22 protein-coding genes and 1 riboswitch are annotated in these 24958 nt (G+C 43.4%); of the genes, 5 read left to right on the top strand and 17 right to left on the bottom strand.

From position 1 onward, the window contains the following. Window positions 1-10: 10 nt before the first annotated feature. The 14 genes from NE665_RS04145 to NE665_RS04080 form a co-directional block, all read right to left on the bottom strand. Window positions 11-487: a PTS sugar transporter subunit IIB gene (locus NE665_RS04145; RefSeq protein WP_002607096.1), complete on the bottom strand. Its 477-nt coding sequence runs from the start codon at window positions 485-487 to the stop codon at window positions 11-13. 35 nt (window positions 488-522) lie between these two features. Next, on the bottom strand, window positions 523-1545 hold the full coding sequence (locus NE665_RS04140) for a Gfo/Idh/MocA family oxidoreductase (RefSeq protein ID WP_117442845.1): 1023 nt from the start codon (window positions 1543-1545) through the stop codon (window positions 523-525). 652 nt (window positions 1546-2197) lie between these two features. Beyond that, window positions 2198-4288, bottom strand: a complete 2091-nt coding sequence (locus NE665_RS04135; protein ID WP_117442843.1) for an EAL domain-containing protein — start codon at window positions 4286-4288, stop codon at window positions 2198-2200. A gap of 230 nt (window positions 4289-4518) precedes the next feature. Beyond that, on the bottom strand, window positions 4519-5358 hold the full coding sequence (locus NE665_RS04130; RefSeq protein ID WP_117442842.1) for an AraC family transcriptional regulator: 840 nt from the start codon (window positions 5356-5358) through the stop codon (window positions 4519-4521). Window positions 5359-5415: 57 nt separating this feature from the next. After that, entirely contained in the window at window positions 5416-6876 is a 1461-nt protein-coding gene (locus NE665_RS04125; protein WP_117442841.1) for an ASKHA domain-containing protein, read from the bottom strand. Further along, entirely contained in the window at window positions 6873-7508 is a 636-nt protein-coding gene (locus NE665_RS04120) for a corrinoid protein (protein ID WP_117442840.1), read from the bottom strand. The genes NE665_RS04125 and NE665_RS04120 overlap by 4 nt, the downstream gene beginning before the upstream one ends. Further along, on the bottom strand, window positions 7501-8589 hold the full coding sequence (locus NE665_RS04115; protein WP_117442839.1) for a uroporphyrinogen decarboxylase family protein: 1089 nt from the start codon (window positions 8587-8589) through the stop codon (window positions 7501-7503). Before NE665_RS04115 ends, NE665_RS04120 begins: the two co-directional genes overlap by 8 nt. Continuing rightward, window positions 8579-9607, bottom strand: coding sequence for a uroporphyrinogen decarboxylase family protein (locus NE665_RS04110; RefSeq protein WP_117442838.1), 1029 nt, complete (start codon window positions 9605-9607; stop codon window positions 8579-8581). Before NE665_RS04110 ends, NE665_RS04115 begins: the two co-directional genes overlap by 11 nt. A gap of 1019 nt (window positions 9608-10626) precedes the next feature. Beyond that, window positions 10627-12072 (bottom strand): family 1 glycosylhydrolase, encoded by a 1446-nt coding sequence (locus tag NE665_RS04105; protein WP_118654553.1) that lies wholly within the window; start codon window positions 12070-12072, stop codon window positions 10627-10629. Continuing rightward, window positions 12069-12725 (bottom strand): hypothetical protein, encoded by a 657-nt coding sequence (locus NE665_RS04100; protein ID WP_117442912.1) that lies wholly within the window; start codon window positions 12723-12725, stop codon window positions 12069-12071. Before NE665_RS04100 ends, NE665_RS04105 begins: the two co-directional genes overlap by 4 nt. 132 nt (window positions 12726-12857) lie before the next feature. Next, entirely contained in the window at window positions 12858-14297 is a 1440-nt protein-coding gene (locus NE665_RS04095) for a glycoside hydrolase family 1 protein (protein ID WP_117442836.1), read from the bottom strand. Between the two features lie 11 nt (window positions 14298-14308). Then, entirely contained in the window at window positions 14309-14647 is a 339-nt protein-coding gene (locus NE665_RS04090) for a PTS lactose/cellobiose transporter subunit IIA (protein ID WP_002607083.1), read from the bottom strand. 14 nt (window positions 14648-14661) lie between these two features. Beyond that, window positions 14662-15915, bottom strand: a complete 1254-nt coding sequence (locus NE665_RS04085) for a PTS transporter subunit EIIC (RefSeq protein WP_117442835.1) — start codon at window positions 15913-15915, stop codon at window positions 14662-14664. Window positions 15916-16030: 115 nt separating this feature from the next. Next, window positions 16031-16345 (bottom strand): PTS sugar transporter subunit IIB, encoded by a 315-nt coding sequence (locus NE665_RS04080; RefSeq protein ID WP_117442834.1) that lies wholly within the window; start codon window positions 16343-16345, stop codon window positions 16031-16033. 341 nt (window positions 16346-16686) lie between these two features. Between NE665_RS04080 and NE665_RS04075 the strand changes: the two genes are divergently transcribed. The 4 genes from NE665_RS04075 to NE665_RS04060 all read left to right on the top strand — a co-directional run bounded on the left by NE665_RS04075 (window position 16687) and on the right by NE665_RS04060 (window position 20313). Continuing rightward, window positions 16687-18615 (top strand): PRD domain-containing protein, encoded by a 1929-nt coding sequence (locus tag NE665_RS04075; RefSeq protein ID WP_233104543.1) that lies wholly within the window; start codon window positions 16687-16689, stop codon window positions 18613-18615. Then, a complete protein-coding gene (locus tag NE665_RS04070; RefSeq protein WP_117442832.1) occupies window positions 18612-19442 on the top strand; it encodes an HAD family hydrolase in 831 nt (276 codons plus the stop codon). Before NE665_RS04075 ends, NE665_RS04070 begins: the two co-directional genes overlap by 4 nt. A gap of 314 nt (window positions 19443-19756) precedes the next feature. Further along, window positions 19757-19906 carry a hypothetical protein gene (locus NE665_RS04065; RefSeq protein WP_008818325.1) on the top strand — a complete coding sequence of 50 codons (150 nt, stop codon included), beginning with the start codon at window positions 19757-19759 and terminating at the stop codon, window positions 19904-19906. A 230-nt stretch (window positions 19907-20136) separates the two neighbouring features. Then, complete coding sequence (locus NE665_RS04060; RefSeq protein WP_002607077.1) at window positions 20137-20313, top strand: hypothetical protein; 177 nt, start codon at window positions 20137-20139, stop codon at window positions 20311-20313. A 159-nt stretch (window positions 20314-20472) separates the two neighbouring features. Here NE665_RS04060 and NE665_RS04055 read toward each other — a convergent pair whose 3' ends face one another. Beyond that, window positions 20473-20898, bottom strand: a complete 426-nt coding sequence (locus NE665_RS04055) for a hypothetical protein (RefSeq protein ID WP_117442831.1) — start codon at window positions 20896-20898, stop codon at window positions 20473-20475. 625 nt (window positions 20899-21523) lie between these two features. Here NE665_RS04055 and NE665_RS04050 point away from each other — a divergent pair. Continuing rightward, a complete protein-coding gene (locus NE665_RS04050) occupies window positions 21524-22939 on the top strand; it encodes an ATP-binding protein (protein WP_178759831.1) in 1416 nt (471 codons plus the stop codon). A gap of 70 nt (window positions 22940-23009) precedes the next feature. Here the strand turns inward: NE665_RS04050 and NE665_RS04045 are convergent, their stop codons facing one another. Together NE665_RS04045 and NE665_RS04040 are read right to left on the bottom strand one after the other, a co-directional pair. Continuing rightward, the gene (locus NE665_RS04045) at window positions 23010-23441 is read right to left on the bottom strand and encodes a hypothetical protein (RefSeq protein WP_117442829.1); all 432 of its coding nucleotides are present in this window, start codon (window positions 23439-23441) and stop codon (window positions 23010-23012) included. 77 nt (window positions 23442-23518) lie between these two features. Continuing rightward, entirely contained in the window at window positions 23519-24616 is a 1098-nt protein-coding gene (locus NE665_RS04040) for an amidohydrolase (RefSeq protein ID WP_117442828.1), read from the bottom strand. Window positions 24617-24756: 140 nt separating this feature from the next. Beyond that, window positions 24757-24922: riboswitch (Lysine riboswitch) on the top strand. Window positions 24923-24958: the final 36 nt, after the last annotated feature.

Raw genomic sequence — 24958 nt, 5'->3', positions numbered from 1 at the left:
CTCCCTTTCATTATTTCAGCTTCTTTTCAATCGAGCCAAGACTTACCGGATCATTTTCCGGTATCGGCTGTAAGAACACGTTTACACCCTCAGCCTTCATTTCGCTTAATTTTTCGTATTCTTCAACGGAAAGTGCAACCCCCTGAACAACCGCTTTACGCTGCGCACTGTTCTGCACTGCTCCGACATTCAGCTCCGGCAGCTGAAGGCCGTTTTTGTATACCGTATATGCAGATGCTACATCCTTGAATATCAGCAGCACAGTATCATTTTTTCTATCGATTGCTGTCTGCACATCCCCCAGCTTGACAATATCAACCTCACGATCCGGTACTGCCATGCGATAAATATCACCCATGAAAGGATCATCCACCAGGCTGTCATCTGCCAGTATCAAACGATCAACCGGACGGAACTTGATCCATTTTGCCACAATCTGTCCATGTACCATACGATAATCAACACGAACCATATTCAGTTTGCCCATAGCTTTTCCTCTTTTCCTTTTACCCTGTCGGGACTTTATCTTCTTTCGATTTTTACTACCTGACGCGTATCCGCACTCTTATGCACAGCCTCCGCAATCAGCTCTGCTTCCAAACCGTCATTCAGATTTGCCACAAACGGCTTATCATGGAGAATACAATCCACAAAATCGTTCAGCGGATCAATTCCAAAGCCGATTGCACGACCGTTGTAGTTCTGGATAAAGCAGATATTCGGGGTATATTGCTTTTGATCATCAAAGAATTCAACACCGCGTTTCTGGGAATCCACACGAATCATTGCATGTTCACAAAGAATTTCGGAGCATCCGTCATCTGCCTTCGCAAAGCCGTTTGGCAGAATCCACGCATTCTCCACAGTCCATGTGCATCCGTTTTCAAATTCCAGAATCGCTGTAATACTGTCATAGGTATCCACACCCTTTTCCTGCAGGATTCCCTTATGTCCTACAGCGTACACCTGTACGACCTCACATCCCATATACCAGCGAATCAAATCATAGCAGTGCGTACCGACAAAGTGGACCGGGCTGGAATTGGATGACCAATTCAGCCAGTTGATTGCGACATCATAGACATTATCCATACGCATATAGCCGCGTACCGGTTTTCCTGTCCCCGCGTCTGCAAGCTTGTTTTTTACCGCTATGGATGCCGGATCCCAGCGCTTGTGGTAATCCACCATAACACGAACACCGGCTTTTTCAGCAGCATCGATGATATCATAGGCATCTGCGGAAGTAGTAGCCAGTGGTTTTTCCACCAGAACATCCTTTCCATAGCGGATGGCTGTCATCACCGGGTCCTTATGATACGGGTCCGGTGTTGCTACAGAAACAGCATCAATTTCCTCACTTTTGAGCATTTCCTCCATGTCGTTATACGTTTTCACCTGATAATCCTGTTCCACTTTATCTGTGATCTCCTTTTTTAAATCACAGACTGCAACAAGATTAACATTGGGATTTGAAGTGTAGGCATCCAGATGATTCTTTCCGTAAATCCCCGCGCCTACAACAGCAATATTCAATTTTTTCATACGTTGCTCACCTTCCTTTAAGTATTGCTACATTGAATATATCACAAAAATAGTAATACTTCAATATATTTTTATAAATTTGTAGTTTTACTTCTTTTAAATCGAAAACAGCTTGTAAAATCGGTTTGTAAGACCTTTCATCCTGTATTGGTAAATTCATATGTAGTATTGCTTTCTATGGCATGCTGTTCAACACAGGATATATTTATATTTTCCAAAGCAAACAAGTCGGTAAATATTATGTTTAGAATACCGCGTACTGCACAATCCTTAGAGCTATCGTATCGTTCTCATGCGGTGCATCGCTTCAAAACAGAAAAACCGCTGAAGCTGACCTGTCCTGTTTTTAAAGGAAGTACCTCTCGCAGCAAAAAAGCAGCGGTACATAATGCTATACACCGCTGTATTAAAATCGTTATGCAATACATATGAAATTGATAGTATGAAAGCATCCCTTCGCTAAGACGATAGCTTTCATATGAAATAAATGCAGTGATGCAAAATCAAAGCCGCAATTATGTAGAAGCTGCACATTACCAGTCTCATACACTGAAATCTACTGCTATGTCCATAAGGATTCTTCATGATCAATACGTATTTTCTCAAGCATGCCGATGGTACCGCAGGTTTTCATCCATAAAAAAAACAGGAATCAGCTTACTTCCTGCTTTAGATATATAGCAATAAATTCATCACAGCTGCACGGCTTTCCATAATAATACCCCTGATAGATATCGCAGTGCAGTGCTTTCAACAGCTCCATCTGTTCCCTGGTTTCTACGAATTCTGCTACGACATGAAACTGCATAGAGGCTGCAAGCCTTGTGATCCCGCGTACGATATCCTGAGAACGCTCATTTTCCAGAATCTGACGAACCAGACTGCCATCCAGCTTAACTTCATCAAATGCATTTTCCTGCAGATACATCATTGAACTGTGTCCCATACCAAAGTCATCCATGCTCATTTGGATTCCCATCTGCTTCAATTCCCGTATCCTCTCCAGAATACGATGGGAGGTACTGAGCAATGAGCGCTCCGTCACCTCAAGAATCAGCTGAATATCATGCAAATCTACTTCCTGAAGAATTCTGCGTACCTCCCTGACAAAAACAGCACTTTCCAGCTGCTTTGGTGATATGTTCACAGATATAGACAGCGGCTTTCCCTCCTTTTGAAATTTTTGCGCATCTCTGCAAGCTTCTTCTATGATATAAAGCCCCAGCTCATCCAGAAAGCTTTCTTCCTCCGCCAGCTTTACCATCAGCGGTGAGGTAATTCTTCCGGCTACCGGATGCTCCCAGCGAAGAAGCGCCTCTGCTCCGTGTATATGCTCAGCGTTATCACGCTGTACCTGATAATGCATATGAAGCTGATTTCGCTGCATGGCGTTTTTTAAATCCATCGCCAGTGTTTTTGCAGGGAAATGATAGGTGTAATGATCATCGAAGAAATCCGGCAGGGTCCCGTTTATCTCACCTTCAGCCATATCGGTTTCCATCGCGCGCACCGCTGTTTCAAATTCCTCACTCTGCTGATTTTCACTCAGGCGAATAAACGGAATATACAGCAGGGTCCCCAGAATCAGGTTAAACAGCTGCAGAAAACTGCCGGATATAGAGCCGCATGCCTCGTATCCGCTCATCAAAATAGGAACTGTCCATTCCACAGAATGGGTAGGCAGAGGTACCAGCTGCAGCTGCATGGCAAACGCACTGGTCAGTGTCAGAACCAGAGGGACAAGCAGAAACGGAAGCAGCATCAGCGGATTGAAAATGACTGGAAAACCGAAAATCACAATTTCATTGATATTGAATAAAACAGAAATACCCGCTACTCTGGCAAGCTTACGGTTATTGCTCTTTCTCGCTTTTATAAGCATCGCCGCAATCAGACACAATGCTGCACCGCAGCCTCCCATAAAGACAAACGTGTCCAGAAAAGTCTTTGTGAATATTTCCGTGGGTAGCTGTCCGGCCTGTACCAGCTGCTGATTGATCAGGATGCCCGGCTCCAAAAACTGCTTTGCGACCATCTGCAGTGTATTGGTACCATGAATACCAAAAAACCAGAGAAAGTGTACAAAGAATACATATAGTAAGGCTCCGGGAAGTCCTTTTCCTATTTTTTCAAACAGGCCCATAAATAAATAGGCACCAAAATTTGTGATGTTTACTTCTCCAAACTGGGCACGCAGGACTGCACCGATAACAGCGAACAACAAGGCAATCGCAGCAATCGGAAAAATTCCCTGTATGGCTTTATTGAAGGTATAGTCTGCACCGGCGGTATGCAGCTTCTCAAAACGCCTGCCGGAATTCATTCCCTTGTGAAACAGCCAGCAGGACAGCATCGTGATACACATGGCGGTAAACACCCATTCCGGATGGAAAATCTCATTAGCATATTCCATTCCTCCGCAAAATGCCAGATAGGAGATCATGGCCACCACAGGATAAAAGAATACATCATCCAGAGCATGCAGCTGCCCATAGGAAAGTGCAATCGTAATTATCAGAATCAGTGCAAGCGAATTCAGCGTAATTTCGTACAGACTGTTAAAGACAGTAAGCAAGGCCCCGTGATGAAAGGACGCAAGAAATGATTGATAGGCATCCAACGGAAAGCTGGACAGCAGCAAAGCAAAGCTTCCAAGAATAAGAAAAGGGATTGCCAGCATCAATCCACGTTTAATTGACAGTATAAATATGGAATCAAAAAATTTCCGGTACCCTTTTTTCATACGCTGCCCTCTACAATATCTCTATTTTACCATAGAACCACGGATGCAACAACGCTTTGAAAAGGAACTACCGTTTAAATCCCATGTACTTAAAGCATCAACTGAACATAAAAGCAGAGTTTCTGTTTTTCGCTTATTACGGTTTCTTCCCTGCATATGAGTAGGTACATATCATGTAGGTAATTAAACCACCCCTTCTTCACTTGAGGATACGCTAAAGCTGCTAAATTTTAACCCCTTCCTACACATTTTTTATATTCTCCAGGTGTTATGGAATAAATATTCTTAAATGCCTTATATAAGCTAATATCGGATTTAAACCCACATTCCAGCGCGATTTCCTCAACCGTTTTACCTGTAGACAAAAGCAAAATTTTCACCTGTGAAAGCCGCTTGCGTATGAGATATTCATAGGGAGTCATCCGCATGACCTTTTTAAACACCCTCAGAAAATAGTATTCGCTGTAGCCGCCAGCTTCAGATATATCCTTCAGACCGATATCTTTGCGATAATTCTGTTCGATAAAGGAGACCGCTTTGTCCACCATTTCCTGTTTGATACTTCCAGGCTGTAGCTCTTGTAGCTGATTATGAAGATCACTGTATAACCGCAGCACGGAAGAACTGATAGAGTATTCATCCACCAAATGATATTTATCCAGACTCTGAAATACAGAGTGAAAGAAAATTTCAGCTTTCTTGCGGAAACGAAGGTCCTGCAAAATCGTTTCCGCCTTTACATATTCCTGTATGCATTCACCAAACAGCAAGCCAGCATATACCTCACAGCCTACATCCAAATAAATAGAAAAGGGAGATAAACAGGATTGTATCAATGTGCAAGAGCCTGTCAATGCCGTATAGTCTCTACCCTTTACTAGAATTCCTGTACCCTGTGGCAGATACAGAACAAGGTATTGACAGTCATTACATTCATCAAAATGCAGAATGTGAGCCTCTATACTTGTAAAATGTGCAATATGCTTCACCATCTGCATATGTGCCTGTGCAAATTCTGTTGGCAGTATCGTTTCTTCGCGCAGGATATGATTTTTTCCATTTGAAAACACAGGCATCACCTCATAAGTATTATAGCACCTTATGCGGAAAAGACCTGTGTATTTTTGTTATGTGTATGGTTCCAGCAGCATATGTGAGATAAACGCATCCGAAAAGCCGGTATCCGAAGCCAGTAGAATACAGTGTCCTTTTTTACAAAGCAGCTCCATACGTGTGCGATTTTGTTCCAGAGCATATCTGCAGCAGCCTTTTAATGCCGTATTACCGCTAATCCGGACAGCTTGTTTCAAGGCTGTTGGAAGAATTCCTGTTATACACAGATCCTCTACATGCAGATGCCGACCAAAGCCTCCGGCCAGATAAACTGCTTCAATTTGCTCATAGGAGCATTGTGCTCCAGCACATACCCGTTCCAGTGCGGCAGCTATCGCAGCTTTCGCAAGCTGAAACTCCCGGACATCCTTCTGGGTCAGGGTAAGTCCGTCGAAGAGGGTAACATGTTGATTCAAATATCCACTGACATCCAGCAGTGATGCGGTAAGAAGGCAGCTGATGAGAGAAAGATATCCGCTTCCGCAAATTCCCACCGGTTTACCGTCATGTATGGTCTGCAGTCGAAAGCCATTCTCCCAGTGTACCTCGCTGACTGCCCCTGTTACAGCACCACAGCCACAGCTCATGTTTCCTCCTTCAAAGGCAGGGCCGCAGGCAGCACTGCTCAAAATTAGCATGCCCTCATGGTATAGAGCAAGCTCTCCATTTGTTCCCAAGTCCAGCAGCAGTGAGCTTTGTTTGTTCTTTTCCATATCCTGTGCATAAATTCCCATCAAAATATCACTACCCACATATGCGGAAATCGGAGGTAGAACCTGTATTTCAAATTCCGGTATAAAATCCGGAAAAAACTGTTTTGATGAACAAATTACCAGCTCCTTCTGTACACACTCATATGGTGCAGCTGCCAGTGGTATAGGGTCTATCCCAAGAAACAAATGTGTCATGACGGCATTTCCGCAGACGCACATACGGCGTATGTCCATATCCTCAACAGCTTTCAGCTGTGCACGCAATTCCTTCAGCAGCAACTTCTGAAGCAGTGCAGGCCCCTTTTCATGAGCATGCTGTATTCTGCTAATCACATCACCACCATACCGTCGTTGCGGATTGAGAAAGCTTTTTTCCAGCAAGACATTTCCTGTCTGTATATCCAGTAATACAAGAACGACAGTTGTTGTGCCAACATCAACAGCAAGTACACAGCCTTCCTCATGATGACCGACCAGATGCAGATCTTCCACTCCCACGATCTGCATATCCCCCTGCTCATACAGCAGTTCTCCTTCAATAGCTGCCTCACAATTTCGATGCTGACAGGCCAGACGAATCCCCTGTGCTAGCTGTACCTTTGACAGCAGTTTTCTTTCTGCATCTGTAACAGGTAGAAAGCCCTTTGTTACCTGAAGCCGGCACTTTCCGCATTGTCCTCTGCCTCCGCAGGACAAATCCAGATTCAGATGTTTTTGAAGCAGTATTTCCAGAATATCTTCATGCTTCTGAAATTTTGTCACGCAAATTCCTCAAGCAGTCTTCCTGCCAGTGATACAGCATCCTCCGTAAACAGGTCTGCTCCGATTTCATCTGCGTAAGCCTGTGTCACAGGTGCACCGCCGATAGCGACCTTCACACAATCTCTAACACCTGCTTCCTGTAAGGCATCCAATACCACCTTAAAATATCCCATGGAGGTCGTCAACAAAGAAGACATGCAAAGTACATCCGGCTGATAGGTCTTCACAGCCTCCACAAACTTCTCGGCGCATACATCAACACCGATATCAATCACCTCAAAGGATTTCGCCTTCAGCATGAGTGTACAAAGATTTTTTCCAATATCATGCAGATCCCCCTGCACTGTTCCAAATACCACCCTTCCACTGAACTTTTCTTCTTTTTTCACAAGATAAGGCTCCAGAATTTCCATAGCACCATTCATACAGCGAGCACTGATTAGAACCTCAGGAATAAATGCCGTTCCTTCCGCCCATTTCTTTGCTACGATATCCATGCCCTCCAATAATCCACCCTTCAGAATTTCCTGTGGCGATATCCCCTCCTGCAGGGCACTCTCCACCAGGCCATTCACCTCCTGCAGTTTGCCAAGCAGCATCAGCTGCTGTATCTTTTCCAGTTTTTCACTCATTTTCCTTCACTCCTTCAATCGCTGCACCATACTGGTGGGCTTCTTCGATGAATGCGATAAAATTTTCAATCGGTACATTATCCTGCATGCGGTTATTCAACGTAAACACCATACGCCCCTTTCCCCGCTGATGGAAAACATCAATAAAACGTCTTGTTTCTTCCCGTACCTCCTCTACGCTTCCAAACGGCAGCACACGCTGAAGGTCAATTCCAGCCCAAAAGGAAATCTGATTGCCGAAGGTGTCCGCAATTTCCTGTTCTTCCATCGCATACTTCTGAATCGGATGCAGAACATCAATTCCACTTTTAATTATATCCGGAAGAAGCTTTCTCACATCTCCGCAGCTATGCAGCCAGACATGCAGACCGAGGGAATGTGCATACTCACACAGCTCAACGTAATACGGATAATAGAATTCCCGAAACATCTCGGGTGACATGAATGGCCCCTTCTGCATCCCAAGATCGTCACCGAAGGCTATACCGTCTATATTCGCCTCTTCCACACCGCGCTTTGCGGCACGTTTAAAGAAATCCACAACTCTTCTGCATACATGATGCACATCCTCTGGGTTCGTGTATAAATCCATTAGAGAGTTTGTCATACCACGATAGTCCCACAATCTTGTCCATGGACCATCGGAAAACCATGCAAGACGATAACGTCCATCTTCTACCGGCGCATTGCAATACATTGTTGCTTCTTCCGCATCCGGCAGATGTTCACTGATTCGGCGAATTACCTCCCAGTCCAGTGCATGCTCCTCATCTACGCCAACAATTTCTTCACGTCCGATAGATGGATCGGCCCCTGCTACATCACACCATGTATAACGATCTCCATCTTCCGCAAACAGCTTTGGTTTTTTTAAATAAAACACCTGCATATCCTCCGGAAAACGTTCCAGCAAATCTTCTACCGGCTTTTGATCCTGCAAGGCCAGTTCATCAATATGAAGCCAGTTTCCACATGCCACACCGACGCGAGGTGTACCATTCCCCTTTAGCAGAGATATCATTTCTTCTCTTGTCAGCGGCAGCATTTCTGCCCTTGGAAATTTCCTGCGATCACATACCATATTGTAACCTCCGTTCACTATTCATCTGTTCCAGTGTCTTGAAAAATCGCTGTATATTCTCCCATTTTGCCTTGGGCGGCAAATCACAGCCTGTCGAAAGGACGAAGTTGGAATATGCACCACATTCTTTCAACAGAGCCCTCTCCTTTTGTTCAAGCTCCTCCGCATTGCAGCCGCAGAAGCAGCCAACCGGATCCAGATTCCCCATAATCAGACAGTCTGCCGGTACCTGTTCCAATATCTTTTTCAAAGAAACAGCATTCCCAAAATGCCATGCCCCGCAATCGGATGATAATATTTCCGGAAGGCTCTGCACAGTATTCGGGCCGCAATTATGATAAATGACCGTAAAGGTATCATCCTGCAGCTCCTCCGTAATTTCTTTGATATAGCTGCTGGAAAACTCCTGAACCATCTTAGGTGACAGAAGACCCGCCAGTGGTTCCGCCAGTATGACTCCTGACGCACCCACATCCTTGTATGCCTGTATATACTGCTTCAAAAAAGTGGTAACCTTCTGCAATACCAGATGTACAAGCTTTGGATCCATGATGCACTGCATCATGATTTCACTCACATCCATCAATCTTCCTGCAAGTGAATAGGGCCCGCAGACACCGCCGAATACAGGACGGTCGCTTTCCTTTGTGATATTCTCCACACCTGCCAGATATACAGACATGCGCCCTTCTTCCATTTTCGGAATACGCAATGCTTCACCATCCTCTCGATTCTTTATGATTCCGCTTGTTACAGCAGGAATCTCTCCCTCATGAAAGCTGACAGGACAACCGAAAGCCTGCGCCTCTACAGACAAATCCATCATACTGACCAGCGCTTCCTGCAAAGGGAATTCTTCTTTGATTCTGCGCATGACAGCACTCTGCAATTCAGCGTTCTGTACCAGCTCCTGTACAGTAATAGCGCATTTTGTAACGGCAGGAAATGACAAGATTGCCATGGCATGCACATCCTCATCCATTAGATGCTTTTTCCATTCCATATAACTGTAATTCATAAGCACCACATCCTTTCTACCTTAATCATAGAGAAAAAAGAAGCAGTTGAACATGGTATATCTTGTCAGGTATCTTCCCAAAATTGCGGTTTCACCCAGTTGCATCAGTGCTTCACATTTTTCAGAGATAATATGCTAAAATCACTGCTATGCAATATTTAGCAGTGAAACATGGCATATTCGATTTAAAAATGGTTCCACATGCTTTTTCTATATGAGAAATCATAGATATTATCAAATCGTAGTATTTTTAGCTGAAATTTATCTAAAAAGCAGGCAGAATACCCCCACCTCAGTGGTCGAAGCAAAAACGGCATTCTAATGAATGCCGATATCAATGGAGCAAGCAATATCATACGAAAAGTATATCCATGTATGCCAAAGCGAGAGCGATTCGTAGAGGTACTGTGAACGTACCAGTTACGTGTATCTGAACACGAACAAAACGTTTTAATGAATGCGCATGCTTTCATTAGAAGCCGCTTGCTCTATAGCTGGCGGTAGTTCACAGCCGGCCATAAAGTGGCCATATTAAAATATGCTTGAAAATACAGTTGAAGTGATTACTGAACATGGTATTGTGAATATCAAGGGAAGAGGTAAGGGAACAAAATATTATTTATAAATGAGTTCAAAGAAATATCTTATAAAATGCCGCTTGTAAGGGGTGATCGAATGCTTTCTGGTTTGCTCAAACAATAATCAAACAGAAAATATACGATAGATAGAACGCATAAAAAATCTTCAGGATCATAGTCCCGAAGATTTTTTTGTATAATTTCATCAAATGCAAGGAAAATCATGAATGAAGATGCTTTAAAGCAGAATCCATCTTCGTACCTTTATCACATGGGCGCACATTGTGTACCCTATCATTTATCGCTGTTTGATTTTATTAGGTTTGTACACGCTGTGTCCCCTATAATTCAAACCCGTTGGTTTCTATCACGTGGGCACGCGTTGTGCCCCCTATAGTTCTGACCCGTTGGTTTCTATCAGATGGGTGCACGTTGTGTACCCTATAATTCAGATCCGTTGGTCTCTATCACATGGGCATACCAGTAGAAGGAATCCTTTTTCAATCGCTTCTGCGTTCCATTTCCGAAATCATCGCGATCCACATAAACAAAGCCGTATCGCTTACTCATCTCTGCGGAAGAGGAAGATACAATATCAATCGGTCCCCACGCACAATATGCAAAGATATCCACACCATCCTTAATACATTCCTTCATCTGCTCAATATGTTTTTTCAGGAAGTCAATGCGATAAGGATCATGAATGCTTCCATCCGCTTCCACGGTGTCCAATGCACCGAAACCATTTTCTCCAATCATCAGCGGAACCTGGTAACGATCCCAGTATTGAGACAAACAGTTATAGAATCCCAGCGGATCCATTCTCCACTCCCATGGTGTCGGCTCCAGATTCGGATTTTGTTCCGCCTGCATCGGCGTCATATCATTTTTATCGGAATCGACAACTCTGCTGTAGTAATAAGAGATCGCAAGGAATTCCATCGTGTTATTGCGAATAATCTCTTCATCTCCATCTTCCATCTGAATGTTGATGTTTCTCTCCTTAAAATAGCGAAGGGCATATACCGGATATTCTCCCCGCAGCTGTACATCGGAGAAGAAATACTGCATCCGGTTTTTCTTCATGGTCAATACGACATCCTTTGGTCGGCAGGTTGCAGGATAGAAGGTACAGTCTGCCAGCATCGTACCAAAGACAGCATGCGGATCAATCTGATGACCGATCTCCTTGATTTTTGCACATGCCACAAACTGATTATGTACCGCCTGATACATCAGCTCCTCCATATTTTCCGCCTGATCATCATAGATTCCCAGAGATCCAAACTGCACCGTCGGAACCAGATTTACCTGATTGCACACAATCCAGTATTTCACTCTTCCTTTAAAGCGCTCTACCAGCACTTTTCCATAATTCACGAAGAAATCTATCACCTTTCGATTACCAAAGCCACCATATTCGGTAACAAGATGCAATGGTATATCATAATGAGACATCGTGATAATCGGCTCCATACCATCCTTTATGATTTCATCAATCAGGTCATCATAAAATTTCAATCCGGCTTCATTGTGCTCTTTTTCATCTCCATTTGGGAAAATGCGTGACCAGGAAATACTTGTACGAAAGCACTTAAATCCCATTTCCTTCAGCAATGCAAGATCATCCTTGTATGTATGATAGAAGTTAATTCCATAGCGTTTCGGATAATAGCCTTCAGTATCTGCGGCCTTGCGCTTGATTTCGGCAAGCGTTCCACCACCCTCTTTTTCTATTTTGGCACGATTTAAGCCCTTTGTATATTCATGAATATCACTTGTGGATAAACCGCGTCCATCTTTGTCGTATTCCCCTTCACACTGGCAGGCTGCAAAAGCACCACCCCACAGAAAACTTTCAGGAAATGTTTCCGGTACCTGTTTCATAATGATATCTCCTCCTCTATTTTCACAGAACTGCATATCCCGCTTTGACGCCTTAGCAATGCAAGTGCTGCAGTTATCAACTTGCCAAGCACCAGCAGATTGATAATTGTCACCACTCCATAGGTACCATGCAGCAGAATACCGGATATAAGCATACTGCCATCCAGTATCCAGCGAATCACATGGTAGGAAAGGCCTGTTCTATTCATCAAGCCAAAGGTTACGCAGTCATATGGATTCTTGCCACAGTCAGCATAGATGCTCAATGCGATGGACATCGCGATGATACAAATGCCTGCTATGCAGAACAATACGCTATGAAGCAGTGTATCCGCGTGTATCAACGGTGTAAGAATCCGCATGGTAATCGTTGTAACAACGGGAAATATAATCGTTCCCGCATGAATCTGTTTTCTATCGATAAAAAACGCTGCCAGCACAAATGTGAAGGATAACAAATTGTTACAGGCATCCACGGATAGCCGCAATACCTGGCTCATCCCCTGCAGCAGTGTATTCATGGGATCTGCACCATGACCGCCTGCAAGGAACAAAACCGCAGCTACTCCCATCAGCATACCGCCGGCAGCACAGAGAATACATCGATAGAAGAAGGAACTCTGATGCCCAGTTCCTTTTCTGTTCTTTTTCATCATAGTTGCCTCCATCGTGGCAAGTATCTGCGTATCGCAACAGCGTAAAGCCCCTGTATTATATGAAAGACTTCCCTCTGTAAGGCGATGACGTCAATGTATAATGAGCCGGGGGCAGGAAATGCCTGCACCCTATAAATCAGCTCCGTTTGATTCTATCACCTTCTTGTACCAGTAGAAGGAATCCTTACGAATTCTCGCGCACTCCTTTGGATCATCATCGGTACGGTCTACATAGATAAAGCCATAACGTTTTTTAACACCATTGCTTGTAGACAGCAGATCGACTGCAGACCACGGACAATATGCCAGCACTTCTACACCATAGTCAATTGCTCTTTGCATAGCCTCAATATGATCACGCAGGTATTTGATACGGTAATCGTCGTGAATACGTCCGTCTTCTGTCAGGGTATCGAATGCTCCCATACCATTCTCTGTAATCATCAGCGGCTTGTTATAGCGTGTGTAAATATCACGGAAGATGTATTCCAGACCTGTCGGATCAATCGCCCAGTCCCAATCTGTTGTATCAAGATTCGGATTCTTGCACATCTCATAGAAACCAGGGTGTGTTTCAAAGCCTGACATATCGCCCTTTTTGCCTGACCAGTTGACACCACTGTAACGAATTTCCTTACCTGCTTCCATCGGACATGCCTTTGCACACTCGCTTGCGTAATAGTTCAGTGCCAGGAAATCAGAATATCCTTCCTTAATCAGCTCCATGTCTCCTTCTTCAATGACCGGTGCAAGACCGTGCTCTTCCAGATAAATCATAGCTGACTTCGTATAAAAGCCCTTAAAATAAATATCCAGATAGAAGGCATTACGCAAATCGTGCGCATTTTGTGCTGCCATGACATCCTCCGGCTTGGATGTGAGCGGATAGACCGGGGCATACCCGATTGCCGCACCGGCAAGACCACCCGGTACAAGCTCATGTACCAGCTTACAGGCAATGGCATGTGCAAGATTCATATGATGATTGATCTGATAGCGCAGCTGATTGTTGTCTCTCAGCTCCTCTGGAATGTAGCATTTCTGTGTCCAGTATTGAACAATGATGCTTTGCTCGTTAATGGTCGTCCAGTATTTCACCTTGTCCTTAAATTCATTGATGACATAGCGGGCAAAGTATTCAAAATCCTTTACCACCTCTCTGCTCAGCCATCCGTTATATTTTTCCACAAGTGCCCATGGTAAATCATAATGATACAGCGTGACGATCGGCTCAATGCCGTTTGCCAGCAGTTCATCAATCAGATTGCGGTAATACTGAATACCCGCTTCGTTCACTTCTCCAACTCCATCAGGAAATACACGTGACCAGGCAATGGAGAAACGATAGGTTGTAAAGCCCATTTCCTTCATCAGGGCAACATCTTCCTTGTAATGATGATATTGGTCACTGGCAATATCCGCAGTAGCGAAACCGCGCTTTGTATAATTCTCTTTATTGATAATATCCTGCTGGCTGGCTTTCTTGCCATCCTCATAGGCAGCACCCTCTACCTGATAGGCACTGGTAGCAGCACCCCATAAAAAATCCTTTGGAAATCCCTTTGACATGGTTCAGCCTCCTATTTTTCTTCTATTTTCTTATTCATGATTTCAAAAAATGCAATCAATTCCTTTGCCAGATTAAGCTCTGACATAATTGTCATCAGCGTATCCTGTGCATGTGCAAACAGCAGACAAGGCTCATAGGTTTTTCCTCTTGTTTCATTCTGAATCACCTCTGTCTGTGCGACATGTGCCTGATGAATACATTCCTCCGCCTCTGCAATTTTCTGTTTCGCCTCATCGAAGTGAAACTGCTTTGCCTGTGCCAATGCATCCTCAACCCGCAGTCGGGCATCACCTGCATGCAGAATAATCTGCATAGCAACATTGACAAGCTCGTTTTCCATAATATCCATAGGTCAATCCCCCTTTAGTTCTGAGAAGGAGCGTTTTCCTGTGCTTCTTCTGCCAGCTTCTGTTTTTCAAATACCTTAAAGAATGGGTACCAGATTGCAAAGTAGACAACGAACAATACAATCGCCCATAAAATACCACGCATATCCTGTGTGATCATAACGGTGGAAACCGGTACAGGCACCTGTCCAACCTGATTCAGTGTCGCCGGAATATTCAGCCATCCAAGACTCATAACAATATAGACGATAGCCGGTCCAACAATAGAGTTCAGCCACATCGGCAGCATGAGCAGCGGATTGAAGACAACAGGTGCACCGAACATAATCGGTTCATTGATGTTGAAAATACTTGGTCCGATGAAGATTCTTCCCAGTGTTTTCAGCTGCTTTGATTTTGAGAAACACATAAGCACATTCAGCGCAAGCGTTGCCCCCATACCTCCCATTGTAATCAATGCTGCAGTAAATACAGTTTCACTGGTTGCGATATTCGTAGCAGGAAGTCCCTGTGCCACCAAATTGATATTTTCCTGAATACCGGCAAGGAAAATCGGTGTGGTAACTGCGCCAAACAGCCAGGAGGAAATACCCATACTGTACAAAACAGCAGGAATAAAGCAGCAGAGTATGAATCCCGGCATGGTCTGTGCAAAGCCTGCCAGTGGTGAGAATATCCATAAAACGATTTCAAATATGTCGAAATTACAGTATTTTGTCAGAACCATTCCCAGTCCAAGCGTAATCAGGGTAGGCAGTATGTAATTGATCCAGCCGACAACGAAATCCGGAATGGATGTGGAATCCTCCAGCACATGCAGCTTGGAATACAGATTGAAGATAATGGACGTAAACAGCCCGGCTACGATACCGACAGCGATACCCGTTGCACCCAGACGTCCTCCCTGAATTACCATATTTCCTGCTTCATCTGTTCCCGGAATGATGAACATCATGAAGACTGCCATGGAAACGATGCCGCAGTTGGTCAGATAGAACGGATGATTCAGCTTTTCCATACACTGCTGTCCGACTACGAAGGCCAGAATCAAAGAAATCAGTCCGAAGCTGTAATCGGCAATCATGCCCAGATCCGGAAGTGCAGGCAGGTAGGAACGGAATACGTTATAGAAGTAGATTACAGAACCCGTTAAAATAAACGGTATGATTTTCTGCATGGATGATGATACGGCGGCAATCCAAGGCTTGCTGCAGATTTCATTCATCTTTGGAGCAAACACTGTAGAAAGCCAATTCATAAACTTTTTCATTTTTCTTTCTCCTCAGTCTTTCCTTTTCCCCATGAACCATATATAATAATCATGAGGAAATCATTAAACAAACGCGTGATTTTCTTCAAGCTAAGAGTGCCATCTTAGCTTTTTTTTATTTCCCCAGTGTATCCAGTGCCAGCTGGATCAGTGCATCCCCGTTCAGCTGTGCATAAATATCCTGTGGAATGACGACAACCGGAACATTATATGGATCACAGAGTGATTTCCATTTTGATAGCTCTCCTCCGTAATGCGGTCCAAGCATAAGAATACTGATACTTGACAGATACCCACTGACATCTGTATGGGACCGTGCTTCGATTGTTGTGTCTAGCTTGCGTTTTTTTGCTGCCTTGCGTGCCTGATTTGCCAGAAAACCACTGGACATACCGGCTCCGCAGCACAGCATGATGAACATCTTGTCCATGATGACTCCTTTCCGCTTTTTATGAGCGCTGTACCTTGTACACCCATATTATCTTTAAAATTCACGTACTTCTCAACCGAAGTTTTGCACCGTGTGGTGCAAGCCTTTCCCCGATCAATGTCATTTGTTCGTTTTGTTTCTTTATAATATAAACAAACCAGAAGCACCTATGCAGCGCTATAAAAAAAACAGCATCGCTATTTGAATTTTAATTATGAATAGGCTGATTCGTTGTCCATATACGAACATTTGCACCGTGTGGTGAAATCTTCTGGTTGTGCAGTGTTTCCGTGTAATTTATAATAGACATAACAAGTGACTATGCAAGGGGAGTAGGTATCATGAAGAAAAAACACGTTGAGTTACTGCAATATCTGCTTAATCACTCTACAGCGGTTACCAGCCGGCAGCTGGCTGCCGCTTTATCAATTTCCACGCGGTCTGTAAAAAATTATGTCAATGAAATCAATCTGCTTGGCAATCAGAAGGTGATTCTTTCCAGCAAGCAGGGGTATACCGTACAAGTCGCACAGGCAAAGGAGCTTCTATCTGTAAAAGAGGAAAGTATTCCGCAGACCAGTCTCGAGCGCGGTTTTTACATCGTGAAGCAAATTATGCTGGAGCATTCCTCCCACATGGATTTGTATGACCTCTGTGACGCCCTATACGTGAGCTATTCCACGATCAAGGCGGATATCGCAAAGATGAACAAGGCGTTTGCGAATTTTCATATTGAATTCACATGTGAGAACGAAGAGGTGCGGCTGCATGGCAGTGAAAAAGACAAACGCAGACTTATCAGCTATGTCATGTATGAGGAAACAGATCAGCAATTCATGGATGCCAATATCATCACCAGCAGCTTCCCTGAATTTCCGGTAGAGCAGGTTTCCACAATCATTCGTACCACCTTCCAAAAATTCAACTATTATATCAATGACTTTTCCTTCGTTAATCTGCTTCTGCACTTCGCAATTATTATCGACCGGGTAAAGGAAGGAAATTTTGTTGAAACAAGAGACCGTGATTTCATCATTGAAAGTGAAAATGAGCGCGCTCTGGTCGAGGAGCTGTGCTCCCGTCTGGAGGAGGCATTGTCCATCAGCTTTAACCGCAATGAACAGTTTGAAGTGTATATGCTGTTTAAGACGAATGCAAATTATTCACTGCCAAGCTCGGAGGACAGTCTGAAAAAGCTGGTCGGCGAGGATATTCTTGCCCTGACAAGAGAAATCATCCGAAAGGTGAACGACAGCTATTACATCGATTTGAATCATGAAAACTTCATCACACCCTTTGCTTTGCATTTAAAGAATCTCCTGCTTCGCGTCCGCAACGATACGTATACAAAGAATCCCATGGTGGATGCTATAAAATCCAGCTGTCCAACGGTTTATGATATCGCTATATTCATCGCTATGGAGCTAATGCAGCGTTTTCATGTGGATATCAATGAAGATGAGGTCACCTTTCTTGCCCTTCATATCGGCGCAGATATCGAACGTCAGAAAACCAATGACGGAAAAATTCAGTGTATTCTGCTGTGTCCGGACTATATGAATATGACAGCCACGATTTACAATAAGCTGCTCATTGATTTCGGTAATCAGATCAATATACGCAAGACAATATCCTATGAGCATGAATTAAAGCAGCTGCATTACGATATGCTGCTGACGACCATCCCCTTAAAATGCCCGGTGCACAAGGAGGTGTGTCTGATTCCACCCTTTCCAAGTCCAAACAGCCGGATGGATATTCAAAATACCATCGACCGTTATCGCACCAACAAAAAGAACTATATACTGAAAAAGAAATTTCATGACTTTTTCTCCTCCGCTTTATTTCTTGCGAATGAAGATACCCCTAACAGAGATGACGTTCTGCCCTTGCTGTGCAAAAGCATGGAGGAGCTGGAATATGTCAATGAGGGATTTCTAACCAGCGTCATGATTCGGGAAACTGCCGCATCCACCGCCTTCGGTAATATTGCTATTCCACACTCAATGGAAATGGAAGCACTGAAAACGTGCATTGGTGTCGCAATTTCTCAAAAGGGTATTCAATGGGATAACCATATCGTCCATGTGGTTCTGCTTGTCGCACTTAACAAAATCGACAAACAGATTTTCCATGATCTTTATGAAGCTCTGGTTGATCTATTCAGTAAGGATGATGTCATGGAACGAATGAAGGAATGCACTACCTTTGCACAATTTGAGCATATGATTTGTACAAGTATTTCCTATCAGGAAGAGGAAGCTGCATGAGTGCATGTATTTTTCTCGATATCGACGGCACGCTGCTGGATCATGAAATCGGCATTCAAAACTCTAGCAGAGCGGCGATTGCACAGGCACAGGCGAACGGACACAAGGTCTGTCTTGCGACAGGACGTCCCAAGCCGGAGGTGGATGATGAAATACTCTCCCTTCCGTTTGACGGCTGTATTTACTCCTGCGGTGCGATGGTGGAAAGCGGAGGAAGGCTCCTGTTTTATCAGCCATTTTCACAGGAGCTGGTGTATGAAATGCTGCATTTGCTGCAAGCATGCGCGATCGGCTTTAATCTGGAAGGCAGCCGTACTTCTTTTCTTGATCCCATCGGGTATGACTTTTTTCATTCTCTGTTTCAAAGAAGCATGAAGGATAACAGCGAGCTCGCCCGGCAATATATGGCAACAATCCGTATGCATCCACTTCATGAGCTAAAGGAAACGGACACCCTGCAGATTATGAAAATTGCGACCTTCATCACCAAGGAATCCCGGCTTGAGGAATTTGACAGACAGCTTCCCGCACAGCTGAAGCACATTCACCATGGCTTTCATGAGGAGTGTACAAATGGTGAAATATATAATCATGCCATCACAAAAGCAACCGGGATGGATTGCCTGCTGTCTCACTTTCAAATACCGCTGAAAGCCTCCATAGCAGTTGGCGATAGCTTGAATGATGCAGAAATGCTACAGCATTGCGGCATAGGGGTGGCAATGGGAAATGCCTGTGAAGAACTAAAGCTGATCAGTGACATGATTACCACGACCAGCAAAGAGGACGGTATTTATAACTGTCTGAAAAAACTGAAACTCATTTAGCAAGCTGAACATAAAGTTTGCTTTTTTTTCTGAAAGCATTGCTAATTATAGTTAAATGCCGTACAATATAAATAGATAAACACCTACAAAAAATTGAAAACCCATATAATTATAATTTTATCAATTTCTTTGAAACTTTTTCTCTACTTTCTTCGTTTATATTATAGGAACAGGTTTTCTTACAGTTCCATTACAGTTTAGTAACATAAGCCGATGAATCTGCTGCCTGTGTTAGAATATACCCATAGAAACACAATGATGTTAAAGAGTATGAACTACAGAGAGCAGAATACAGGTTGAAGGAGATAAAGAGTATGATGAGCAGAGATCTGATGAGACAGCAACCGACAAAACCGATGATTCTGAAAAACTGCGCAATCTGCAGACAGATCATCAGTATGCGAAAAATTCTAATTATGGCGGGAATCATGCTGGCATTTATTTTCAGTACCTATCTGTTCTGATCGTATTGATTTCCTACATAAATCGTGTTAAACTTTTCCGTATCCTTACTGTAAGATTCTCTGCTGGTGCTGCTCATCCGGGTATCACGGTGGAGATTTCTTCTTTTGGATAAAGAAATCTTAACGTTTCTTACGATTTTATTAGTTTTAATACAAAAGCAGTCACTTGTGCTATAATGTGATTACAGGAACAAAAGGAAAGAGATTTTGCATGTAAGGGGTGAGATACCATGAATGAGGAGAAGCTTTCACCGCCAAATGGCGTGGAAGAACATAATTTGAGGGAAAAGAAAGAAATGGAACAGGATACAGGAAACTATACGTATGACTTCTTTACATTCCGCAATGTACTGATCAGTGCGGTTGTGCTGGGTGTCATAATCCTCGTAATTTCACTGGTTCGCTGAACCATCGATATGCAAAGTCCCTTAGAGGAGGCCAGGTGCTTCCTTTTTTCTTTTTGCATATGAAAAAAGAGCATTGCCTGCTCCCTTTGTCGAAATATTGTTCTATTATTTTTAGAATTCTATATAAACCATGTGTTATCATGTGTTATTCAGATACGATCAACTGTACACAGCATCCAAGACAAAATCCAAGACAAGTTCATTATCATAGTCAACTTCTTTGCCATTTAAATCAATTGCAGTACCATGATATCTAAGGATAGTCTGCTTGTCTTTTATTTTAATATCAAGCTTTATATCACATGCCTTATAGGAATTCCCTATATTCTTAATCACATACTCATGCTGCATTATAAGATTTGTCATGTTCAATTCAACAGCTGCCGCAGGTGTAATACCATACCTTTCCCCATAAGATATATACGGTGCTTCAAGCTTATAGTCTCCCTCTTTGCCTATCCCTCCATCATCAACGTGGACACTGATTTCCGGATGATAAGAGCACCACAGAATAAAACCGCCAATACCGGAAAGTATAACCAGCAGCATACAACATGCAAGTATGAGTTTCTTATATTTTTTCATAGTCCTTCTCCCTGCCTTTTGTTATGACATTATCATATATTGCATACCTGCATCCGATTTCCGGGTGAGCAGCCATAGAAAGTGTACCGTCGTTTACCAACTTGAATCAATGGTTGAAGATGCTTTCGCTGTACGGTTCTGAAAGCAAGTATATGCAGTTCCTACCAGAATTTAATATCAAGATACATTGCAGCTTACATAAGCAATCTTAACATATCCATCCGTAATTAGATAGTCTGTATTTCTCTCAACAATTACATAAGAAACAGTAGTACGGGTGATTATGCACGCAACTCTGCATCCAGATAACAGAACACTTTTCTTGATTCCAGCACCTACATCCAAATGCGATACTATCAAAGAAGAACGCATTATATATATTCTCATAATGATATTTTTTCACATGATTTTCTTCCTCTGAAATCACAGGAACCCTATATGTAAAAAATAAGATAGAAACGTATTCCCTATACAAGAAAAACCATGATACAATGAATGAAACTATGAGGAGGTTCTGACATGAACATATTGCATATAACATTCTTTCCATTCGTAACCTCTTTAAAGGTCCGGCACTGCTTCCATCTGAACTAGAATATCGCTTAAGATGAAAGAGAGGTCCGTTATGACAATAGAAGAAATACTGCAGGGAGAATCCAAATATGTCGAATTCAAGGCATCCCTGCCAAAACGCAGTGAAACATACATAAAAACCATGATTGCCTTTGCAAATACAAGCGGGGGTTCTCTCATTATCGGAATTGATGACAGCCGATTCGTTGTTGGAGTAGACAAGGATACAGTCTTCCAAATTATGGATGCGATAGCCAATACTGTTTCTGATAGCTGCGAGCCGCAAATTATACCAGATATCAGCTTCCAGACAATCGAAGGTAAGTGCATTATCATAGTTGAAATATATCCCGGTACCAATCGTCCCTATTATCTGAAACACATCGGAAAGGAAAATGGGACTTATATCCGTGTGGCAGGAACTTCACGTCAGGCTGATGCAGTGAAAATTAAGGAGCTGGAACTGGAAGGAACACATTCTTCATGGGACGAGCAAATTTGTATTGGCTATGAGGTAAAGGCGGAAGCCATTGATAAGCTATGCCACGATATCCACATGTACATGATGTCAGCAGTGGAATCAGCAGAAGAAAAAAAGAATATTCCTATGATTACCGAAGAACATCTTCTGAATTGGAGGCTTCTGAGAAAAACGGGTAATCAGCTACAGGCCGCCAATGCCTTTGTATTGCTTACGAGCGATTATTTTAGATTTGCAAAAATACAATGTGCACTATTCAAGGGGTGTGACCGTGATGAATTTCTGGATAAAAAGGAATATTCCGGCCCTCTATATGAACAGATTGAAGAGGCTTATCGCTTTGTTCTCCGACATATCAATCGAAGTGCAGAAATAAACGGGCTTGTCCGTAAAGAAAAATATGAGCTCCCTGTCGGTGCAGTACGCGAAATGATTATCAATGCCCAATGCCATAGAAACTTTATGGACACCTCCTGTGTACAAGTGGCTCTGTTTGATGATCGTTTAGAGATTACTTCGCCCGGCATGCTGTATGGGGGGCTTACGCTTCAGGAAGCCTTACATGGACGATCAAAAATAAGAAATAAAGCAATCGCGGAGGTTTTCAACCGCATGGAATTGATTGAAGGATGGGGAACAGGAATTCGCCGTATTATGAAAAGAGCGAAGGAATATGAACTTCCGATACCGGATTTTTTGGAAATAGGGGATACCTTTCGTGTCAATCTATACCGAAAAGATAGCAAAAAGCCGTTAAAAGCCGATAAAAAGCCGTTAAAAGCCGATAAAAAACCGTTATATGAAAATCGGCGGCAATTGATTACAAAGTATGTCAGTGAAAACGGCCGTATTTCCAACAGGGAAGCCAGACAGCTGCTGAATCTTGCGGAATCTACAACAAAGAGAATCCTGAAACAAATGGTCCTTGACGGATATCTGATCGAACAGGGAGAAAAGAAAAGCCGTATCTATTTACCTCATAGATAAACGGCTGTATAACACATAAATTCACCAGTCCAGACATGTATTTCATATATGCAGGACTGGTTTTTATCAATCAAAATTTTTCCTTTTCCGTATTCTCTTCCAGCTTTTTCAGACAGCTTTCCAAATCATAGGACAACAGCTCACCAAAGTCCAGCGCAAGCTTCGTGCGTTGCTGCTCATAGATACCAAGACGAAGAGCGTCCTCCTTTCTTTTTTTTAATGCAAGGTAAGCCTGCAAGGTTGCAGCTTCTCTGAAAAACAGAATATTGTAGTGACCCTTGTTTAAACGAAATGGAAAAAGATCTGTAATCAACAGCTCCCTTTCTTCATAATACTGAATACCATACTGCCTGCATAGCTGTTTGGCATAGGGCAAAAGGCTGCACAGTTCTTCCTCGCTGTTGATAGGATGCGACAGTGCAAGCTTTTTCACGCCTGCTGCCACGATTTCACAAAAAGCATCCATAACACCGCAGTGATACCAATAATCTTTATCGTTCATGACATTCTCCAATCCTTCCATACCTGCAGCATAGTTTTAAAAAGCACAATCATGCAGTATTTGTAAATCCACAGGCCTTATTCCATCCTGCTCAGCTTGCAGTATTCTTTAACCCCTGCTTCCAGTACCTCTTCATCGAAGTCGAAATTGTGGGCATGCAGAGCGATTCCGGTGCCTGTCCCAAGAAAAAAGAACACGCCCGGCACCTTACGCTGATAATGAGCAAAATCCTCGGCTATCATTTCCGGCTTCTCCAACAGCACGATATTCGGATCCAGCTTCCGCACCTGATCCACAAGTGCAGCATCATTCAGGACAGCAGGATACCCGGTATTGATATCAAACGAGAATTCCGCTCCCTGTTCTTCATACGGCTTAGCCAGCTCGATGAGCCGCTGTTTCATAAACTGGTAGGTTTCATCCTGAAAAGCACGAAGGGTCCCTTCCATACGGGCAGCATTCGCCACCACATTGCGAACCGTACCACTCTTCAGCAAGCCGAAACGCAGCAGACGATAGGTTTCAGGCTGCAGCTCCTCCTGTTCCATCTTATATACATCGAGCAGATAGCGCGCCGCAATCTCCATCGCATCAATGCCTTCCTTATATTTTGCCGCATGTGCGCTTTTTCCGGTGATATCGATATTCACCTCACTGGAGCGCGCCATAAATTCATTTTTACGTGTGGCAATTACCCCCTTGTCCAGCATCGGCCATACATGGAAACCGAAAATACGTTTGATCTGATACTGTTCAAAGATACCGCTTTTGCACATCGGCTCCGCTCCACCCGGTGTCTCCTCTCCCGGCTGAAAAATCAATACCACATTGTGCGGCAGCTCTTTATAATAGTCGGACAGCTGGCAGGCAAATTCCAGCAGCATTGCCATGTGACCGTCATGCCCGCAGGCATGCATGCACCCTGTGTGTCTGGAAGTAAATGCTCTGCCGGTTGCTTCCGTAACCGGTAATGCATCCATGTCGCTGCGAAAGGCAATGCTTTCCTTTTTTCCTGCATCAAAAAAAGCCACAACACTGCTTGGAATCGGTGAGCTTAGCGTACAGGGAAGATCCCTGAGAGCCTCTTGTATATACCGCTGTGTTTTCGGCAGATGCAGCTCCAGCTCCGGAATCTGGTGCAAATCCCTGCGAAATGTTTGTATTCTCTCTAACATGTGCTTCATCCTCCCTGCTCTATGTTATGTTTATTATATAGGAAACCATCCCTCATGTAAATATTTTCATTTTATGAAATTTATACATTTAATTTTCATAAAACGGTTGTAATTTACCTTAAATAGTGATATGATACAGAAAAATAGATAGAGGCGCGGGAGCGACTACATCAGCTGGAGTCGGCAGACACCTGACAGCTGGTTTCAGCAATTCCGCCGAACTGCAGTCTTAGGCATAAGGCTGTGGTGGGTTTATGGAGAAGATCCATAAAACTGTCTACCATCAGTAGATGTGCTATCATTATTGTCATAGGATTAACTACAATGTCAGTAAGGGTACAC

It is taken from the genome of Clostridium sp. DFI.1.208 (assembly GCF_024463855.1).
Classification (GTDB): domain Bacteria; phylum Bacillota_I; class Bacilli_A; order Erysipelotrichales; family Erysipelotrichaceae; genus Clostridium_AQ.
This window is presented reverse-complemented; position numbering and strand designations above follow the sequence as displayed.

Excerpts from the sequence above, each read along its gene's own strand:
- NE665_RS04145 (WP_002607096.1), bottom strand. The coding sequence starts at position 487 with ATGGGCAAACTGAATATGGTTCGTGTTGATTATCGTATGGTACATGGA.
- NE665_RS04140 (WP_117442845.1), bottom strand. The coding sequence starts at position 1,545 with ATGAAAAAATTGAATATTGCTGTTGTAGGCGCGGGGATTTACGGAAAG.
- NE665_RS04135 (WP_117442843.1), bottom strand. The coding sequence starts at position 4,288 with ATGAAAAAAGGGTACCGGAAATTTTTTGATTCCATATTTATACTGTCA.
- NE665_RS04120 (WP_117442840.1), bottom strand. The coding sequence starts at position 7,508 with ATGAGTGAAAAACTGGAAAAGATACAGCAGCTGATGCTGCTTGGCAAA.
- NE665_RS04115 (WP_117442839.1), bottom strand. The coding sequence starts at position 8,589 with ATGGTATGTGATCGCAGGAAATTTCCAAGGGCAGAAATGCTGCCGCTG.
- NE665_RS04110 (WP_117442838.1), bottom strand. The coding sequence starts at position 9,607 with ATGAATTACAGTTATATGGAATGGAAAAAGCATCTAATGGATGAGGAT.
- NE665_RS04105 (WP_118654553.1), bottom strand. The coding sequence starts at position 12,072 with ATGAAACAGGTACCGGAAACATTTCCTGAAAGTTTTCTGTGGGGTGGT.
- NE665_RS04100 (WP_117442912.1), bottom strand. The coding sequence starts at position 12,725 with ATGAAAAAGAACAGAAAAGGAACTGGGCATCAGAGTTCCTTCTTCTAT.
- NE665_RS04095 (WP_117442836.1), bottom strand. The coding sequence starts at position 14,297 with ATGTCAAAGGGATTTCCAAAGGATTTTTTATGGGGTGCTGCTACCAGT.
- NE665_RS04090 (WP_002607083.1), bottom strand. The coding sequence starts at position 14,647 with ATGGATATTATGGAAAACGAGCTTGTCAATGTTGCTATGCAGATTATT.
- NE665_RS04085 (WP_117442835.1), bottom strand. The coding sequence starts at position 15,915 with ATGAAAAAGTTTATGAATTGGCTTTCTACAGTGTTTGCTCCAAAGATG.
- NE665_RS04080 (WP_117442834.1), bottom strand. The coding sequence starts at position 16,345 with ATGGACAAGATGTTCATCATGCTGTGCTGCGGAGCCGGTATGTCCAGT.
- NE665_RS04075 (WP_233104543.1), top strand. The coding sequence starts at position 16,687 with ATGAAGAAAAAACACGTTGAGTTACTGCAATATCTGCTTAATCACTCT.
- NE665_RS04070 (WP_117442832.1), top strand. The coding sequence starts at position 18,612 with ATGAGTGCATGTATTTTTCTCGATATCGACGGCACGCTGCTGGATCAT.
- NE665_RS04065 (WP_008818325.1), top strand. The coding sequence starts at position 19,757 with ATGATGAGCAGAGATCTGATGAGACAGCAACCGACAAAACCGATGATT.
- NE665_RS04060 (WP_002607077.1), top strand. The coding sequence starts at position 20,137 with ATGAATGAGGAGAAGCTTTCACCGCCAAATGGCGTGGAAGAACATAAT.
- NE665_RS04055 (WP_117442831.1), bottom strand. The coding sequence starts at position 20,898 with ATGAAAAAATATAAGAAACTCATACTTGCATGTTGTATGCTGCTGGTT.
- NE665_RS04050 (WP_178759831.1), top strand. The coding sequence starts at position 21,524 with ATGACAATAGAAGAAATACTGCAGGGAGAATCCAAATATGTCGAATTC.
- NE665_RS04045 (WP_117442829.1), bottom strand. The coding sequence starts at position 23,441 with ATGAACGATAAAGATTATTGGTATCACTGCGGTGTTATGGATGCTTTT.
- NE665_RS04040 (WP_117442828.1), bottom strand. The coding sequence starts at position 24,616 with ATGTTAGAGAGAATACAAACATTTCGCAGGGATTTGCACCAGATTCCG.